This window comes from Saccharothrix algeriensis (assembly GCF_016907655.1).
In the GTDB taxonomy this organism is placed as follows: domain Bacteria; phylum Actinomycetota; class Actinomycetes; order Mycobacteriales; family Pseudonocardiaceae; genus Actinosynnema; species Actinosynnema algeriense.
Window position 1 is genome coordinate 971,269 of record NZ_JAFBCL010000001.1, and the last position, 18,596, is coordinate 989,864.

At 78.9% G+C, this 18,596-nt stretch carries 6 protein-coding genes and 1 pseudogene; 3 read left to right on the top strand and 4 right to left on the bottom strand.

Annotated elements, in window-relative coordinates; translation table 11 throughout:
• Window positions 1–199 precede the first annotated feature (199 nt).
• A complete protein-coding gene (locus JOE68_RS04040; protein ID WP_204840999.1) occupies window positions 200–1,525 on the bottom strand; it encodes an NAD(P)-binding domain-containing protein in 1,326 nt (441 codons plus the stop codon).
• A gap of 102 nt (window positions 1,526–1,627) precedes the next feature.
• Here JOE68_RS04040 and JOE68_RS04045 point away from each other — a divergent pair, with 102 nt between their 5' ends.
• The gene (locus tag JOE68_RS04045; RefSeq protein WP_204841000.1) at window positions 1,628–2,470 is read left to right on the top strand and encodes a helix-turn-helix domain-containing GNAT family N-acetyltransferase; all 843 of its coding nucleotides are present in this window, start codon (window positions 1,628–1,630) and stop codon (window positions 2,468–2,470) included.
• 72 nt (window positions 2,471–2,542) lie between these two features.
• Here the strand turns inward: JOE68_RS04045 and JOE68_RS30875 are convergent, their stop codons facing one another.
• Entirely contained in the window at window positions 2,543–3,184 is a 642-nt protein-coding gene (locus tag JOE68_RS30875; protein ID WP_307819510.1) for an acetoacetate decarboxylase family protein, read from the bottom strand.
• A 292-nt stretch (window positions 3,185–3,476) separates the two neighbouring features.
• Between JOE68_RS30875 and JOE68_RS32395 the strand changes: the two are divergent.
• Together JOE68_RS32395 and JOE68_RS32400 are read left to right on the top strand one after the other, a co-directional pair.
• Window positions 3,477–4,178: pseudogene (locus JOE68_RS32395) on the top strand (beta-ketoacyl synthase N-terminal-like domain-containing protein); the annotation flags it as partial.
• A gap of 24 nt (window positions 4,179–4,202) precedes the next feature.
• On the top strand, window positions 4,203–10,220 hold the full coding sequence (locus JOE68_RS32400) for a beta-ketoacyl synthase N-terminal-like domain-containing protein (protein ID WP_346038957.1): 6,018 nt from the start codon (window positions 4,203–4,205) through the stop codon (window positions 10,218–10,220).
• Here JOE68_RS32400 and JOE68_RS04060 read toward each other — a convergent pair.
• Both JOE68_RS04060 and JOE68_RS04065 read right to left on the bottom strand, forming a co-directional pair.
• Window positions 10,166–12,439 carry an MMPL family transporter gene (locus JOE68_RS04060; protein WP_204841003.1) on the bottom strand — a complete coding sequence of 758 codons (2,274 nt, stop codon included), beginning with the start codon at window positions 12,437–12,439 and terminating at the stop codon, window positions 10,166–10,168. The genes JOE68_RS32400 and JOE68_RS04060 overlap by 55 nt on opposite strands.
• A 3-nt stretch (window positions 12,440–12,442) precedes the next feature.
• The gene (locus JOE68_RS04065) at window positions 12,443–18,595 is read right to left on the bottom strand and encodes a type I polyketide synthase (protein ID WP_204841004.1); all 6,153 of its coding nucleotides are present in this window, start codon (window positions 18,593–18,595) and stop codon (window positions 12,443–12,445) included.
• Window position 18,596 lies beyond the last annotated feature (1 nt).

Below are 18,596 nucleotides of genomic sequence, written 5' to 3' on the forward strand. Positions count from 1 at the left end.
GCGGGCGGTGCAGGGGCCCGGGGCCGCTCGTGGCTAGTCGTCACCCGGACCGTAGCGACCGCGCCGCCCGCGCACCCACTCCCAGCAGGCCATAACACCGGGGCCCGGCACGCCCCCTCGCCCGTGCCGGACCTCCGGCGCGCCCGGCGCCGCACCCGGTGCCGCCGGCTCCGGGCCGACCACTGCCGCAGGGCCGCGGTCAGGGCCGCGCGGTCGGGGTCGACAGCGTCGGCTCCGCCACCCCCGGACCGCCGCAGCAGCCGCCCGCCGCGGCGTCCGCTCCGACCCCGGGCCCCGGCTCGGCGTCGAACACGCCGGAGCCGCCGCACACCCCGGTCTCCGGCAGGGTCAGCTCGACCCGCGCCGCCGCCGCGCGGTCCCCGGCGATCTCCGCCACCACGCTGCGGACCTGCTCGTACCCGGTCAGCGCGAGGAAGGTCGGCGCGCGGCCGTAGCTCTTCATCCCGACCAGGTACACGCCCGGCTCGGGCTGGCGCAGCTCGGCCGCCCCGTGCGGCGGCACCGTGCCGCACGAGTGCGCGTTCGGGTCGATCAGCGGGGCCAGCGCCCCGGGCGCCTGCAGCACCGGGTCCAGGTCGAGGCGCACCTCCGACAGCCACGACAGGTCCGGCCGGAACCCGGTCAGCGCCACCACCTCGGCCACCGGGTCGAGCCGGCGCCCGTCCTGCGACACCAGCACCAGGCCGTCGGCCGCCCGCTCGACCGCCGCCGTGCGGAACCCGGTGACGACCTCGACGTGGCCGGCCCGCACCGCGGCCCGCGCCCGCAGCCCCAGCGCCCCGCGCGCGGGCAACTCGTCGGCCTCGCCGCCGCCGAACGCGGAGCCGACCGCGCCGCGCCGCAGCAGCCACGTCACGTGCGTGCCGGGGTGCTGCTCCACGAGCCCCGCCAGGGCCACCAGCGCGGTGAGCGCCGAGTGCCCGCTGCCCGCGACCGCGATCCGCCGACCCGCGTAGCGCCGGCGCTCCACCACCGGGTCCGGCACCCGGTAGGCGATCCGGTCCGCCGCCGCCGACTCCCCCAGCGCCGGCAGGCCGTCACCGCCCAGCGGGTTGGGCGAGCCCCACGTGCCCGACGCGTCGACCACCGCGCGGGCTTCGACGCGCTCGCCGGCCAGGTGCACCGTCAGCGGCTCGCTGCCGCGGCCGGCGTCCACCACCCGGTCACGCCCCCGGCGCGCCACCCCGACGACCCGCGCGTCGTACCGGACGTGGTCGGCCAGCGCGCGGGCCAGCGGCTCCAGGTAGCCCGACACCCACTCGGCGCCGGTCGGCCGCCCCTCCGGGACGCGCCAGCCGGTCGGCTCCAGCAGCCGCCGCGCCGCCGGGTCGACCAGCTCCGGCCAGGCGGAGAACAGCCGCACGTGGTTCCACCGGGCGACCGCCGCGCCGGCCCGCGACCCCGCTTCCAGCACCAACGGCCGCACGCCGCGTTCGAGCAGGTGCGCCGCCGCCGCCAGCCCGACCGGGCCCGCACCCACCACGACCACCGGGAGCCCGTTCACGAGCCCACCACCCTTCATAGATGTTCTTCTATCAATCTGACGGGAATCTATAGACAATCACCTATCAACGCAAGCATCGATGTCGGTCGATAGAGTGGTGCCATGACGCCGCCGCCCGGACTCCCCCTCCAGGACGCCACCACCTACGCGCAGTGGTTCGCCTGCCTGTCCGACCCCACCCGCGTCCGGCTCCTGCACACCGTCGCCACCCACCCCGGCGAGATCACCGTCGGAGCGCTCAGCGAGGCCCTCGGCGTCACCCAGCCCACCTGCTCCCACCACCTGCGCAAGCTCGCGGACACCGGTTTCGTCCGCCTCCGCCGGGAGGGCACCGCCACGCTCGTGTCGGTCAACCCGGCCTGCTGCACCGGCCTGCCGCACGCCGCCGACGCCGTCATGGGCACCATCGCCGCCCGCGCCTGCTGCCCGGCCGACCTGCCCGACGACGTCACCGTCCGCGCCCTGGCCGACGACGACTGGGCCGACGTCCGCCGCGTCTACGCCGAGGGCATCGCCACCGGCAACGCCACCTTCGAGACCGAGCCGCCCAGCCAACGCGCGCTGGACGCCAGGTGGCTGCCCGACCACCGCTGGGTCGCCGAGGTCGACGGGCGCGTCGCCGGCTGGGCCGCCGCCGCCCCCGTCTCCGCCCGCGAGTGCTACGCGGGCGTCGCCGAGACCTCGGTCTACGTCGGCGCCGGGCTCCGCGGCCGGGGCGTCGGGAAAGCGCTGCTGCACCGGCAGGTCACCGCCGCGGACGCGGGCGGCCTGTGGACGCTGCAAACCGCGATCTTCCCCGAGAACCGCGCCAGCATCGCCCTGCACCACTCCGCCGGCTTCCGCACCGTCGGGGTCCGCGAGCGCATCGCCCGACACCACGGCGTGTGGCGCAACACCGTCATGCTCGAACGCCGCGCCGAGACCACCCCGGCCTCTGCCCGCTGATCCACCGATCGGCGGGCGCGGTGACCGGACCGGAGTGCCGGACCGCCTGCGCCGCAAGGGGTTCCTCGCGCGTCACCCACCCGCCGGCGGCGCCCAACTGGGGCCGAACCGCAACCGGAAGTCGGTGAGGACGACCCCGAACAGCGGGCGCGCGCCCCGCAGCCAGGCCAGCGGCCCGGTGGGCTCGACGCGCCACCGCACCCGCGCGAGCGCGACGCTCCCGCGCACCCGCACCGGCGTCCGGACCGTCCCACCGGGAACGTCCTGCCACATCGACGCGCCCGCCCGGACCGGGACGCCCCACCGCGGCGGCCGGGCGAGGCGCGCCGCGGCGATGACCCCGCTCCCGTCGCGCGCGGCGGCGGCGAACCGCGGCCGCCCGGTCAGCTCGAAGCGCGCCATCTCCTTGGGGATGCCCCACAGCGCCCGCCCGCCGGCCCGCGAGGTGTGGCTGTCGACCCAGGCGTGCGTGCTCGTCAGGCCGAGCCGCGCGCCCTGGCGCACCAGCACCGCGGCCAGCAGCTCGCGGTAGACCAGCACGCCGCCCGGCCGGTAGTCGGCGAACGCGGTCGCCACGACGGCCTTGCCCAGCACCGCCACCGGCTCCACGGGCGCGGGCAGGGCGGGCAGCGCCGCCGCGTCCACCAGCCACGCCGTCGCCCAGCCGGCGCCGCGCAACCGCCAGGGCTCGGGAGGATGAACCGCACCGTCCACTCCGGACTCCCCTCGTCGGGCACGCGCCCCTCCCCGAACAGTACCCAAGTGGACCGGTCGCCTCAGCGCGGCGCACCGGGTCCTGTTCGCCCGCCGGGCACGCGGGACCCCGGGCCGCGCACGGCTCCGGACCCCGCCCGGCCCGTCACCCGTCAGGTGCGCGGGACTCCCCGAACGGGGAGGTCCGCGGGTCGGCGGGCTGCGGTAGCGTCGCTTCCCGGCCGGCAGGTCCGCCCGGGTCGCCCCGCGATCCGCCGAGCACCCCCGGGAGGGCGCCGTCGAACCCGTAGCCGTCGTCGGGCAGGGCTGCGTCCTGCCCGACGCGCTGACCCCGGCCGCCCTGTGGCGCAACGTCCGCGACGGGGTGTGCGGCATCGGTCCCGTCCCACCCGGCAGCTGGGGCCTGCCGCGGGAGGCCGACGAGGGCCGCGGCGGTGTCGTGCGGGGGTTCGAGGCGGTGTTCGACCCCGGCGGCTTCCGGGTGCCCGCCGCCGAGCTGGCCGGTCTGGACGAGGTGTTCCGGTGGGTGCTGCACGCCGGGCGCGAGGCGTTGCGGGAGTGCGGCGGCGAGCACCTGCTGCCGCGCGCGGCGCTGGTGCTGGGCACCCTCTCCTACCCGTCGCCGGGCGCGGTGCGCTGGGCGGCGGGGGCGTGGCTGTCGGCCGGGCCGGGCGCGGACCCGCGCGACCGGTTCTTCTCCGGCCTGCCCGCGCACCTCGCGGCCCGCGCGCTCGGGCTCGGTCTGGGCGGGTTCGCGCTGGACGCGGCGTGCGCGTCCTCCCTCTACGCGGTCAAGCTCGCCTGCGACCGCCTGTCGCGCGGCGCGGCCGACCTGGTGCTGGCCGGCGGGGTCAGCCACGCCGACCCGGTGCTGCTGCACCGCGGCTTCCGCGAGCTGGCGGCGCTGAGCCCGACCGGCCGCAGCCGCCCGTTCCACCGGGACGCCGACGGGCTGGTGCCCGCCGAGGGCGCCGGGGTCGTGGCCCTGGTGCGGCTGGCCGACGCGCGGGCGGCCGGGATGCCGGTGGCGGCGGTGATCCGGGGCGTCGGCCTGGGCAACGACGGCGCGGCCGGCGGCCTGCTCGTCCCGTCGGGCGAGGGCCAGGAGCGGGTGCTGCGGCAGACCTACCGGGCGGCGGGCGTCGACCCGGCGACCGTGTCGCTGGTGGAGTGCCACGCGACGGGCACGCCGGTCGGCGACGCCACCGAGGCGCGCGCCGTGGCGCGGGTGTTCGCGGGGCGGCGGGACCTGCCGATCGGGTCGGTGAAGGCGAACCTCGGCCACGCGCTGGCCGCGGCCGGGATGGCCGGCCTGCTGAAGGTGGTGGGGGCGCTGCGGGCCGGGGTGGTGCCACCCGCGCCGCACGCCGACGAGCCCGCGGAGGCGTTGCGCGGCACCGCTCTGCGCCTGGTGCGGGAGCCCGAGGAGTGGCGGGGGCCGCGCCGGGCGGCGGTCAACGCCTTCGGGTTCGGCGGCGCCAACGCGCACGTGGTCCTGGACGCGGGTGATGACGGGGGTGGCGGCGGGGTCGGCGCGCCCCTGCCGCCGGACCGCACCGGCCGCCCGGCCGCCCACCGCAGCGGGTCCGCCGGGGTGGAGGACCGGGTCGGGGTCGCCGTCGTCGGGCTGGCGGTGCGGGTGGGCGGGGTCGGCACCGCGGAGTTCCGGCGCGGCGTGCGCGCGGGCGAGCCGCGCGGCGGCCCGGTCGAGGCGGTGGAGGTCGGCCTGCCCGGGTTGCGGTTCCCGCCGGCGGACCTCGCGGACGCCCTCGGCCAGCAGCTGCTGGTGCTCGACGCGGCCACCGAGGCCGCCCGGGGCCGCGCGCTGCCCCGCGACCGCACCGCCGTGGTCGTGGGCATGGGCGGGGACCTGCGGGCCGCCCGGCACGGCGTCTCCTGGCGGCACGGCGGCGACGTGCCGCCGCTGACCGCGGCGGGGGTCACCGGCACCATGCCGAACCTCGTCGCCAACCGGATCAGCGTGCAGCTCGACCTGGCCGGGCCGGGGTTCACCGTGTCGGCGGAGGAGGGCTCGGGACTGGTGGCGCTCGACGTCGCGGCGCAGGCGCTGCGCGCGGGCGAGTGCGACGCCGCGCTGGTCGGGGCCGTGGACCTGGCGCACGAGCCGGCGCACCGGGCCGCGGCGGTCGCGCTCGGCCTGCCCGACGCGCCGGGCGACGCCGCGGTGGCGCTGGTGCTCAGGCGGCTCGACGACGCCGACCGGGCCGGCGAGCCGGTGCTGGCGGTGCTGGACGACGGCGCCGCCCCGCCGGACCTGACCGTCGGCGACCTGGGCCGGCCGGGCGCACCGCACCTCGACCCGACCGCCCTGTTCGGCCGGCCGCACGCGGCGGTGGGCCTGCTGGCGGTGGCCGCCGCGATCACCGCGCTCGACCACGCGCCGCCCGCCTCTGCGGACCCGGAGCCCGCGGCCACCCCGCGAGCGGACCCGGGAACCGCTGCCCCACAAGGAAATCCAGAGGCCACCGCCCCACGAGCGAACCCGGAGGACACCGGCCCACGAGCGAACCCGGAGGACACCGGCCCACGAGCGGGCCCGGGGACCGCTGTCCCACGAGCGGACCCGGAGCCCGCCGCAGCCCCACGAGCGGACCCGGGGTCGGTCCTCCCGCGGGCGGTCGTCGTGGAAGTCGCGGTGCGCGTCCTGGGCGCACGACCCCGGCGCGTGCGGTTGCGCCGCCCGGCGGCGGTCGGGAACCGGGAGGCCCCGCTCGGCGCGTCGGCGCGGGCGACCGCCGAGGCACGGCCGGAGCCGACGATCTCCCTGCCGGCCCTCCGCCCACCGGTCCGCCCCACCGCCACCGCCCCGGTCGCCCTCGCGCCCGCCCCACCGCTGCCGCCGGTCCCCGACGACCCGGTCGCACCCGTCCCGCCCCCGGCCGACCCGCTCCGCGCCGACCCGATTCCGGCCGACCCGATTCCGGCCGACCCGTCCCCGGGCAGCCCGATCCCCGACGACCCGGCCCCCGACGACCCGCCCCGGCGCGCACCGAACCCGGCCGTCCCGGCCCGGAGCGCTCCGGCCCCGAGCGCTCCGGGCGCCCTGGCCGTGCGCGAACCGCTCCCGGGCGGTGCGGAGCGGGTGGGTGCGGCGACCGGGGAACCGGCCGCGATCGCCGCCCACCGCCGCGCGACGGTCGAGGCGCACCGGGGCCTGATCGGGCAAGCGAGCGACGCGCACACCCGGTTCCTGCGGACCCGCGCCGCCTGGCACCGGTTGCTCCTGACCACGGCCCGGGGCGCCGCGCCCACCGTCGAGCCGGTCGGGCAGCGGCCCGCCGACGGCCCGCTGTTCGACCGCGCCCAGCTCGAGCACCTGGCCACCGGCCGGATCTCCGACCTGTTCGGGCCCCGGTTCGCCGCGCAGGACCACCGGCCCAGGCAGACCCGCCTGCCCGCCCCGCCCCTGCTGCTGGTGGACCGGGTGCTGGCCATCGACGCGCCGCCGCTGCGCCTGGGCCCCGGCGCCATCCGCACCGAGACCGACGTGCGGGTCGACAGCGGGCACCTGGACCCGGCCGGCCGCCTGCCCGCCGGGCTGCTGGTCGAGGCGGGGCAGGCCGACCTGCTGCTGATCAGCTGGATGGGCGTCGACCTGGTGCTCACCGAGGACCGGGTGTACCGGCTGCTCGGCTGCGAGGTCACCTTCCACGGCCCGCTGCCCGCTCCGGGGGAGACCCTGCGCCACGAGATCCACGTCGACGGGCACGCCGAGCACGGCGGCGTCCGGCTGTTCTCCTTCCACTCCGACTGCCGGGTGGGCGACGAGCTGCGGCTGACGGTGCGCGGCGGGCAGGCGGGCTACTTCACCGACGCCGAGCTGGCCGCGACCGGCGGCGTCGACTGGGACCCGGCCGCCGACCGGCCGGAGCCCGCCCGGGTGGACCCGCCGGTGATCGCCGGCGCGGCGCGGTCGTTCGACGCCGCGGCGGTCCGGGCGTTCGCCGAGGGCGACCCGGTCGCCTGCTTCGGGCCGCGGTGGCGCGTCGCCGGCAGCCACGTCCGCACGCCCCGCATCGGCTCGGGCCGCTCGCTGCTGCTGCACGAGGTGGCGGAGTTCGACCCGGCGGGCGGTCCGTGGGGGCGCGGGTACCTGCGCGCGCAGACCCCGGTGAGCGGCGCCGAGTGGTTCTTCGACGGGCACTTCCACAACGACCCCTGCATGCCCGGCACGCTGATGCTGGAGGGCTGCCTGCAGGCGATGGCGTTCCACCTCGCCGCGCTGGGCCACACGGCCGACCACGACGGGTGGCGGTTCGAGCCGGAGCGGGGCAGGACCAGCGCCCTGCGGTGCCGGGGGCAGGTGACGCCCCGGTCGCGGCGGCTGGTCTACGAGGTGTTCGCGGTGTCGGTGACCGCCGGGCCGGTGCCGACCCTGGTCGCCGACGTGCTGTGCTCGGTCGACGGTGTCCCGGCCTTCCACGCCGCGCGGCTGGGGCTGCGGCTGGTCCCGGACTGGCCGCTGGACCACTGGCGGCTGCTGGGCCCGCACCGGGAGCAGGCGACCGGCGACCCCGTGCCGCTGCCCCTGCTGGGCGGGCTGCGCGGCCACGCCGAGGCCGGGCCGGTGGCCCTGGTCGACGGCGTCCCGGCGGGGTTGCCCGCGGTGCTGGCGGCGGCGTGGGGGCGGCCGTCGGAGGCGTTCGGTGAGCGGTTCGCCGTGTTCGACGGCGTCCGGCGCTGCCCGCGGCTGCCGGGCCCGCCGTACCTGTTCCTGAGCCGGGTCGTCGCCGTCGACGGGCCGTTCGCCGGGATGCGGCCGGGCAGCCGGGTGACGGCGGAGTACGACGTGCCCGACCGGGCCTGGTACTTCGACCGGGACCGCCCGGCGATGCCGTTCGCGGTGCTGATGGAGGTGGCGCTGCAGCCGTGCGGCTGGCTGGCCACCTACGTCGGCAGCACGCTGGGCCGCGAGGACGTGGTGTTCCGCAACCTCGACGGCGACGGCACCGTGCTCGGCGAGGTCGGGCCGGGCGTCCGCGTGCTGCGCACCGAGGTGGGGCTGGTCAGCACCAGCGAGCACGGCGGGGTGGTCGTCCAGGTGTTCACCGCGCGGTGCAGCGCCGACGGCGTGCCGGTGTTCGACGTCCGCGCCGCGTTCGGCTTCTTCCCGCCCTCGGCGTTCGCCGACCAGCCGGGACTGCCGCCGACCGACGCCGACCGCGCCCGGCTGCGCGCGCCCGGCGGCCCGGTGGCGCCCCTGGCCGCGCCGGCCGCGCCGATGCTGCGGGTGCTGGACCGCGTCACGGGCCACTGGCCGCGGGGCGGGCGGGCCGGGCTGGGGCGGCTGCGCGCGGAGAAGGACGTCGACCCCGGCGACTGGTACTTCCGCGCGCACTTCTTCCAGGACCCGGTGCAGCCCGGCTCGCTCGGCGTCGAGGCGGTCTGCCTGCTGCTGCGCCACCACCTCGTGGTCACCGGGTTGGTCGACGGGAGCGCCGGGTTCGAGCCGGTGCTGCCGGGCGCGATCGCCTGGAAGTACCGGGGCCAGGTGACGCCGGCCGATCGCCTGGTGACCGTGGAGCTGGAGGTGACGGAGGTCGGGACGGACGCCCGCGGCTGCTACGCGCTGGGCGAGGCGTGGCTGTGGGTGGACGGGCGGCGGATCTACCACGTGCCGCGCATCGGGGTGCGCGCGCCGGCCCACGAGGTCGTGGACCCGGCCGTCGACACGTGGGTGCGCGACCACCGCCCGACGTGGGCGGTCCCGGTGCTGCCGTTCATGTCGGTGGTGGACGCCCTCGCCCGCGCGGTGGCCCGGCGCACGGGCGGCGCGGTGGGCGAGGTGCGCGACGTCCGGCTGCGCGGCTGGCTCGTGGCCGACCGGCCGGTGCGGTTGCTCACGGCGGTGCGCCGGGTCGGGCCGCACCACGAGGTCACCCTGACCACCGCCGACGCGAGCGCCCAGCCTGCCGCGCCCCCGCCCGCCGACTCAAGCGCGCAACCACCGGCGACCCCGCCCACCGACCTCAGCGCGCAACCACCGGCGACCCCATCCACCGATCCAGGCGCGCAGCCCTCCACGACCCCACCCACCGACGGCGCGCGACCCCACGGACCCCCACTCCCCGACCCGGGCGCACGACCACCGGCGACCCCGCCCACCGACCACGACGCGCAGCCACCCGGCCACCCGCCCACCGGCCCCGGCGCGCAGCCCCTGGCGACCGGGACCGTGGTCGTGGGCGCCCCCGCCGGGCAGCGACCCGCGCCGTTCGCCCCGTTGACCGACGCCCGCCCCGCGCCCGACCCGTACCGCGGCGGGATGCTGTTCCACGGCGAGGCGTTCCACTACCTCGCCGAGCACTCGATCGGCTCCGCGGGGGCCTCCGGCACGCTCGTCGCCGACGCGGGCGCGCTGCCCCGGGGCCAGTTGCACCAGGGCCTGCTGGACGGGGCCCTGCACGTGGTACCCCACCAGGCGCTGTGGCGGTGGTCGCCGGACATCGACCGCGACCGGGTCTCGGTGCCGCACCGGCTCGTCGTGCTGCGGGTGTTCGAGCCGCTGCCGGACGCGGGCGCGGTGGGCGTCGAGGCGCGGTTCGCCGGGTTCGACGGCGGCAACCGCCTCCTGCCCGTGGTGGACCTCCAGCTGCTCGTCGCCGATCGCGTGGCGGTGGCGCTGCGCGTGGTGCTGGCGCTGGTGCCGCTGGGCCGCCTGGGCGCCGCGGGGCCGGCCGAGCGCCGGGCGTTCCTGCGCGACCGCCGACCGGTGCCCGGCCTGGGGTTGTCCACCACCACCGACGGCGTCACGGCGCTGGCCGTCGACGACGTGGCCGCCGTGGACTGGCTGCCCGGCACGGTGGCCGACCTCTACGGCCTGCCGCCCACCGCCGACGTCCGCGACCACGCCGCCGCGATCGCGGTGCGGGAGCACGTCGCGCGGCTGGCCGGGGTCCACCCGTCGGCCGTCGACGGGGACCTGCGCGCGGCCGGACCGCGCGACCGCCCCGACGAGCGCTACCCGGTCCGGGTCGACCGGCGGGCCGGCGTGGTGACCGTCCGGTCCGCCTGACCGCGCGGCAGCCACCAGTTCGCCGCGCCGAGCAGCCGCACCGAGGCCGGGACCAGGACGGCCCGCACGAGCGTGGCGTCCACCGCGACCGCGACGAAGATCCCCACGCACAGCTGCTTGACGAACATGACCTCGCTGGTCGCCGTCACGGCCGCCACCACCATCACCACCAGCGCCGCGCCGGTGAACACCGGCGCCGAGCGCCGCAGGCCCGCCACGACCGCCGCGGCGGTGTCGCCGGTCCGGTCGTACTCCTCGCGGATGCGCGACAGCAGGAAGAACTCGTAGTCCACCGCCAGCCCCACCGCGATGACCAGCAGCAGGAACGGCTGGAAGACGTCCAGGTGGCCGGTGGCGCCCGCGCCGACCAGCCAGGCGAGGTTGCCGTCCTGGAAGACCCAGGTGAGCACGCCGAACGAGGCCCCCAGCGGCAGGACGTCGACCACGAGGGCCTTGATCGGCAGGACGAGCGACCGCAGCGCCACCGCGAACATCGCGAAGGCGGAGCAGGCGATCACCAGCAGCACCCACGGCAGCCGGTCGCGCAGCAGGTCCAGCACGTCGACCGCCATCGCCGAGGCCCCGCCGACCAGCACCGAGCCCCCCTCGGGCGGCGGCAGCGCCCGCACCGCGCGCACCACGTCGAGCGCCGCCGGGGACTCCGCCGCGCCCGCGTGCAGGTAGAGCACGGCGTGGTGGCCCGACTCGGCCGCCGTCACCACCCACCGCACCCCCGGCAGGCCCGCCAGCCGCCGGGTCCAGTCGCGCGCGGCCCCGGCGCGGGCCGGGTCGCCCACCGGGGCGTCGAACGCGGTGACGACCTGCACCAGGTCGAGCGCGGGGAAGGCGAAGTCGCGGCGCTGCTCCTCGGTCGCCACCCTGGCCGGGTCGCCCGCCGGCAGCGTCCGCTGGTCCGGGAAGCCCAGGGTGACGTGCAGGAACGGGACGGTCAGCACCACCAGCACCACCACGGCGGTGATCAGGTGGGCCACCGGCTCGGCCACCACCGCCCGGCCGACGCGCGCCCAGAACCGGTCCACCACGCCCGGCCGGACCAGGCGCGGGACGGGCAGCCGCAGCAGGTCCACGCGACGCCCCAGCACGGCCAGCAGGGCCGGCACGGCGGTGAGGCTCACCACCGTGCCCGCGGCCATCGCGACGGCCGTGCACAACCCGAGGGAGCGGGTCACGCCGACGGGGAACAGCACCAGGCTCAGCGCCACCACGCCGACGGTCAGCCCGGAGAAGAAGCACGTGCGGCCCGCGGTGGCGACCGTGGCGACCACGGCGCGGCCGACGTCACCGCCGTCACCGCCCCGGGCCAGCTCCTCGCGGAACCGCCCGACCACGAACAGCGCGCTGTCCACGGCCAGCGCCAGGCACAGCACGCTCAGCGCGTTGACCGCCAGCACCGAGATGTCCAGCACCCCGGTCAGCGGTCGCAGCAGCGCGAAGGTCACGGCCAGCGCCGCCGCGCCGGCCAGCACCGGCAGCAGCGCCGCGACCAGGCTGCGGAACAGCAGCACCAGCAGCAGGAACACCGCCGGCAGCGCCAGCAGCTCCCGGTGCAGCAGCTCGTCCCGCGCTTCGGTGACCACGGCCTCCCGGATCGCGACCGGGCCGGAGAACGACACCTCGACCCCGGCCGCCCGGACGGCGGCGCGCAGCACGCGGTAGTTCCTCGTCCGCTCGGTGTCGTCCGCGCCCGCGAGCACGACGGCGACCACGGTGGCGCGGCCGTCCACGGAGTCCAGCGCGGGCAGCCCGTCGCGCCAGGACGTCAGGGTCCCGGTCACCAGCCCCGCGGGCGCGCCGGCCAGCGAGGTCTCCACGGCGCGCCGGAAACCGGGGTCGCGCGCGGTGGTGGGGCTCCGGTAGGTGAGCAGGACGTCGGCGCCGCCGCGCCCGACGTGGTCGCGCACGGCGTCGGCGGCGCGGGCGGACTCGGCGTCCTGCTGGAGCTCCCCGCCGTAGCCGAACCGGTCGAGCCCGCCGACGCCGACGACCGAGGCCAGCGCGACGACCGCGAGCGCCGCGGCCAGCACCTGCCACCGGCGCCGGACGGCGAACTCCCCCAGCGCGACGAAGGCGCCCCGACCGCTGCCGTCGGCCGGCGGCGGGCAAGGCGCGCCACCGCCCGCCGGGGCGCGCCCGTCGGCCGGGGGGCCGGGAGCCCCGGTCCGGGCGCCGTCGTCCGCCGCCGGCGCGGAACGCGCCACCCGTCAGTCCTCGTCGACGCACAGCACGAGGTCCACGTCCAGCATTTCGAGCACGGGCACGCCGCCGTCGTCGAGCAGCGCCACGTCGCACAGCGCGTCGGAGTGGTGCACCCGCCGCGCCAGCAGCACGCAGCGGCCGACACCGGCCAGCGGGCCGGGCCGGTGCACTCGGGTCTCCCCGACGGCCATCGGCAGGCAGCGACCGCCCAGCACGCGCTCCGCCCACAGGCAGGCCAGCTGCAGCCCGCCGTCGGCGGCGGCCGGGTCGACCAGCCAGTCGCCCGCCTCCCAGCCCAGCTTCGCGGCGCCCACCACCGCGCCCGCCGCCCCGGCCGCCGACACCCCGTCCACGGCGACCAGGGACTGGAAGCGGGGGCCGTGGAACAGGACGTGGCCGTCGTAGACGTCCCTGCCCAGCGCCTGCAGGTCGGCGGGCGGCGCCCACCCCGTCCCCGGCGCGGCGTCGCGCGGGTCGCCCGGCCGGGCGCGGTAGTGCAGGACGCCGTCGGCGGCGCGCAGCTCCACCAGCGGGCCGCCCGGGTCCGCCGCGGTGTGCAGGAACAGCCGCCCGTGCCCGCCCGGCAGCGCGACCTTGCGCAGCACCCGCAGGTCCCGCAGCACCAGGCGCTGCGCCTCGCCCTCCCGCGCGGCGGCGGCGAACCAGTCCAGCACCACCGCGACGGGCAGCACCGGCACCCCCGCGAGCACATGGTCGGCGAGCTGCGGGTGCGTGCGCGGGTCGACGCGGACCTCCCGCGGCCCCACCGGTCCGAACGCCGGGCGCGGGTCGCCGGCGGCGACGAGCACCCGCGCGTCCTCGACCGGGCCGTCCAGCTCGGCGGTGAACGCCTCCGCGCCGTCGTCGGGCCGGATGAGCGCCAGGCCGGTGGAGCGGAACCGGTCCGCGTGCGCCGGGGTGACCATCCCGCCGTCCCACGGCCCCCAGGCGATCGACCGGACCAGGCAGTCCGGCCGCCGGGCGCGCTCGGCCGAGGCCACCCGGTCCAGCACGGCGTTGGCCATCGCGTAGTCGGCCTGCCCGGCGTTGCCGAAGCACCCGACCACCGAGGAGAACAGGCACAGCAGCCGCAGCGGGTCGTCCGCGGTGGCCGCCAGCAGGGCGTGCAGGCCCGCCACCTTCGTGTCGAAGACCTGCCGGAACCGCTCGTCGGTCTGGTCGGCGATGGCGCTGTCGGCCAGCGCGCCCGCGCCGTGCACGATCCCGGTGATCGGGCCCCACTCCGCGCGGACCTCGGCGATCACCGCCGCCACGGCGGTGGCGTCGCGGACGTCCACCGCGCTGTAGCGGACCTGCGCGCCGGCCTGCCGCAGCGCGTCGAGCGCCGCGCGCACCTCGCGCACGGCCAGCACGCGGCGGGCCTCGGCGGTCAGCGCCAGCGGCGGCCGTCCCGGCTCGCGCACGGCCAGGGCCCGGACCAGGGCGGCCTCGTCGGCGGTGGCGGGCAGGCCGTCGGGTTCGGCGTCCAGGGCGGTGCGGCCCAGCACCAGCAGCCGCGGCCGGCGGGCGCGGGCCAGGTCGAGCAGCGCCCGCGCGGTCATGCCCCGCGCGCCGCCGGTCACCACGAGCACCGAGCCGGGGTCGACGCGCGCGGCGCCCACCGCGGCCGGCGGAGCCGGGTCCCAGCGCGGGACGAGCCGGCTGCCGTCGGCGCGCAGCCCCACGTCGGGTTCCGCGCCGCCGCCGAGCAGTTCGCGGACCACGGCGTCGGCGACGGCCTGCGGGTCGCGCCCGCACTGCTCGCAGTCCACGGCCTTGACCGACGCGCGCGGCCACTCGGCGGCGGCCGTGCGGGCGAGCGCGCCGAACCCGCCGAACCAGGCCCGGCCGGCCGGTCGGCCGCCCAACCCGAAGTCGCCCCCGGTGTCCTGCACCGCCACGAGCAGCCCGCCGTCGGCCCGGAACCGGGCCGCCACCGACCGCACGGCGCGGAACGCCTCCAGCGCCACGTCCGCCGCCCGTGCGGCGGGTGACGCGGCGGCCGGTTCGGGGCCGGCCTCGCCGAGCCCGCCGAGCAGCACCAGGCCGCGCGCCGCCGGCGGCGGCCGGTCGGTCACCTCGGCCGGCACGCCGTGCTCGGCGAGCCCGCGCGCCACCAGGCCGGCCACCGCCGCCGGTCCGCCGACCACCGCGACCGGGCCGTCCCCCAGGCCGGGCACCGGCACGCCGGGGGCGGGCTCGGCCACCGCCCGCAGCGCCAGCCTGGTGAGCGGCGGCGGGAGCGGCCGGCCCCCGACCCGCGCGGCGGGCGGCGGGAGCGGTTCGGGGCCGATGTCCGCGCCGGGCGGGGAGAACGGCTCAGCGTCCACCGCGGGGGGTGGCTCGTCCGCGGTCGGCGGCGTCCCGCTCGCGGTCCGCGCGGCCGGTGGCGGGAGCAGTTCGGGGTCGACCCGCTCGGGCAGCGGCGGGAACGGCCCGGCCCCGGGCGGCGGCGGGAGCGGTCCGGGCTCGGGCGGCGGCGGAGGCGGCTCGCCGGTCCCCCGCGCAGGCGGCGGGTCCGGTTCGCCCGCGGCAGCACCCGGGTGGGCGTCCCGGCCGCCGATCCGGTCGGCGACCTCCCGCAGCGTGCGCAGCTTGGACAGCTCGGTCAGCTCCCCGATCGGCGACGCGCCCGCCACCCCGTCGCCGATCCGCTGCCGCAGCGCGGAGAAGATCTCGACCCGCTTGATGGAGTCGATGCCCAGGTCCTCGTCCAGGGCCATGTCCAGCCGCACCATGTCCTCGGGGTAGCCGGTGCGGTCGGCCACCACGGACAGCAACTCCCGCTCCACCTCCCGCGCGTCGGCTCCCGCCCGCGCGGCCGGTTCCTCCCGCACGACCGGCTCGACCAGCACGACCGGCTCAGCCCGCTCGGCCCGCTCGACCGGGATCAGCGGCGCGGGCGCGGGCTCGGGCATCGGCGTGGACGCCACCACGACGGCCGGCGGCGGGAGCGGTTCGGCAGCGGGCACGTCGACCGGAACGGCCGGCGGCCCGGCCGGCGCGGCGGCGGGCGCCCCGACCGGTGTCGGCGCCGGGCGGTCCGCTGCGACACCGCCGGAGCGCGCGCCCTCCACGCCGAGCAGCATCGCGAACGACGCCTCCGACATGCGCAGGAACGCCAGGTGGCTCTCCGTCAGGCTGCGCTGGTACTCCTCGTGCGCCCGGGCCGTCTCCCGCTGCGCCTCCGCGAACAGCCGCAGCAGCCCCGCGTCCACGGCCCCCGCGGCGGCCCGGACTGGCGGGCCGGCCCCCTCGTCGGGCGCACCGGCGACCACGACCGGCGGCGCGGCGGCGGGCGGCTCGGGGTTGGGCGGCGGCAGCGCGGACGCCCCGCCGGCGGGCGGGTAGGGCTTGCCGTGGTTGGCGCCGTTGATCTGCACTGTCATCCCCTGCTTCCGCTCCGGCGCGGTGCGCGCGTAGGGCTCCCACAGGGCGGCGAGGTCGAGTTCGACGCCCGCCGCGGCCAGCCGCGCCAGCCCCCGGTGGAGTTCGGTCATCCCGTTGTGCCGCGGGCGCTGCAGGCCGACCACCAGGTGGTCGCGGCCGGCCAGGACCGCGCCGGTCAGCCCGCACAGCGTCGTGCGGGCGCCCACCTCCACGAACGTCCGCACGCCGTCGGCGTACATGGCCTCGACGGTGTCCGCGAAGCGGACCGGCGACACCACCTGCTCGGCGATCCGCCCGCGCACCGCGCCGGGGTCGCCCGGGTACGGCGCGGCGTCGGCGTTGCCGTAGACCGGGATGCGCGGCGGGGCCACGTCGACCCGGTCCAGGAACGCCCGCAGCGGCCCCACCGCGCCCGCCACCAGCGGGCTGTGGAACGCGGTGGCCGCCGCCAGCCCCACGACGTCGTGACCGTCCGCGCGCAACCGCCGCGCGACCGCTCCCACCGCGTCCACGGCCCCGGACAGCACCACCTGCGCGGGCCCGTTGTCGTTGGCGATCCAGACGCGCGGCTCGTCGCAGCGGGCCAGCGCGGCGGCGACCTCCGCCCGGCCGGCCGCGACGGCGACCATGGCGCCGGGCGCGGCGGCGGCGGCCACCGCCTCGCCGCGCTCCCGCGCCAGGGCGACCAGGTCCGCCGCGGTGAGCACGCCGGCGCAGTGCAGGGCGGTCAGCTCGCCGAAGCTGTGCCCGGCCGCGCAGTCCGGCCGCAGGCCCACGGCGGCCAGCACCTCCAGCAGCGCCAGGGCGTGCACGGCCAGCGCGGGCTGCGCCCACTCGGTGCGGGTGAGCAGGTCCCGCTGCGCGGCGCGCTCCTCGTCGGTGAAGGCCGGCGGCGGGAACACCACCCGGTGCAGCGGGCCGTCGCCGAGGTCGGCGGTGGCGTGGCGGTCCCACGCGGCCAGGGCGCGCGGCTCGTGCATCGCGAGGTCCGCGCCCATGCCCACGTGCTGGGAACCCTGGCCGGGGAACAGGAACGCCACCCGGCCGGTCCGGGCGGGGCCGGCGGCGTAGCACGTGCCGGCCGGGGTGGCGAAGGGCGCGCCCGGCCGCTGCCGGACCGACCGCGCGGCGCGGGCCAGCTCGGCGCGCAGCCCGTCCGCGTCGCCGGCGACGACGGCGAGGCGGTGCGACCGGGCCGCGGAGAACGCCCGCGCGGCGTCGCGCGCGAGGTCGGCCGGCGCCCGGCCGGTGTCCAGGCCGTCGATCCGGGCCAGCAGCTCCTCCGCCGAGTCCGCGCCGAGCAGCACCAGTTCGGTCGGCGCGGTCCGGAGCCGCCCCGCGCCCGACGGCGCGTGCTCCTCCAGGGTCAGGTGGAAGTTGCTGCCGCCGAAGCCGAAGCTCGACACCGCGGCGCGGCGCGGGTGGTCCGGGCCGCGCACCCACGGGCGCGCCACCGTGTTCAGGTAGAAGGGGCTGCCGGCGAAGTCCAGCTCCGGGTTCGGCCGGTCCACCTTGATCGTCGGCGGCAGCACCCCGTGGTGCACCGCCAGCACGGCCTTGAGCAGGCCGGCCGCGCCCGCGGCGGCCTTGGTGTGCCCGATCTGCGACTTCACCGAGCCCAGCGCGCACCACCGGCGGTCCTCCCGGTCGCCGTCGTCGAACACCTCGCGCAGCGCCCGGAACTCGGCCCGGTCACCGGCCGCGGTCCCGGTGCCGTGCGCCTCGACCAGCTCGACGGTGCCCGGCCCGTAGCCCGCCTGCCGGTAGGCGCGGCGCAGCGCCCGCGCCTGCCCCTGCGGCACGGGCGCGTAGATCGCCGTGCCGCCGCCGTCGGAGGACGCGCCGAGGCCGCGCAGCACCGCGTACACGCGGTCGCCGGCACGCTCGGCGTCGGCCAGCCGCTTGAGGGCGAACATCGCCAGGCCCTCGCCCAGCATCGTGCCGTCGGCCCCGGCGGAGAACGGGCGGCAGTCCTCGGTCGGGGACAGCGCGGGCGTCTCGGTGAAGCACATGAACGTGTCGATGCCGTTGGCGGCGTCCACGCCCCCGGTCAGCACCAGGTCGGCCCGGCCGAGGGCCAGCTCGGCGACGGCGCCGTGCACCGCCGCCAGCGAGCTGGCGCAGGCCGCGTCGGTGGTGTGGTTGGCGCCGTGCAGGTCGAACCGGTTGGCGATGCGGCCCGCCACCACGTTGGTCAGCAGGCCCGGGAAGGTGGCCTCGGTGCCCGGCGCGTACTGCGCCGAGATGGCGTCGACCGCCGCCCGCACCCGCGACTCGGGCAGCCCCTGCTCCCGCAGCGCCTTGCGCCACAGGGGGTACTGCACCCGGCAGGCGACCGTGGACAGCAGCTCCAGGCTGGAGGCGCCCAGGATCACGGAGACCCGCTCCCGGTCCAGCCCCGCCAGGCCGCCGGCGAGGTCGGCCAGCACCTGCTCCGCGACCACCAGCCCCAGCAGCTGCGCGGTGTCGGTCATCGGCACGTCCCTGGGCGGCACCCGGTGCCACAGCGGGTCGAAGTCGACCGGGGGCAGGAACGCGCCGCGCCGGACGTAGGTCTTGCCCGGCGTGCCGGGCTCGGGGCTGTAGTAGTCCTCGACCAGCCAGTGGTCCGGCGGGACGTCGGTGATCAGGTCCCGCCCGTCGACCGCGTTGCGCCAGAAGCCGCGCACGTCGACCGCGCCCGGCATGATCGCGCCCAGGCCGACCACCGCGACCGGCACCTGCTCGTGCTCCCGCCCGGCGTCGGCGCGCGGGCCGCTCCCCCGCACG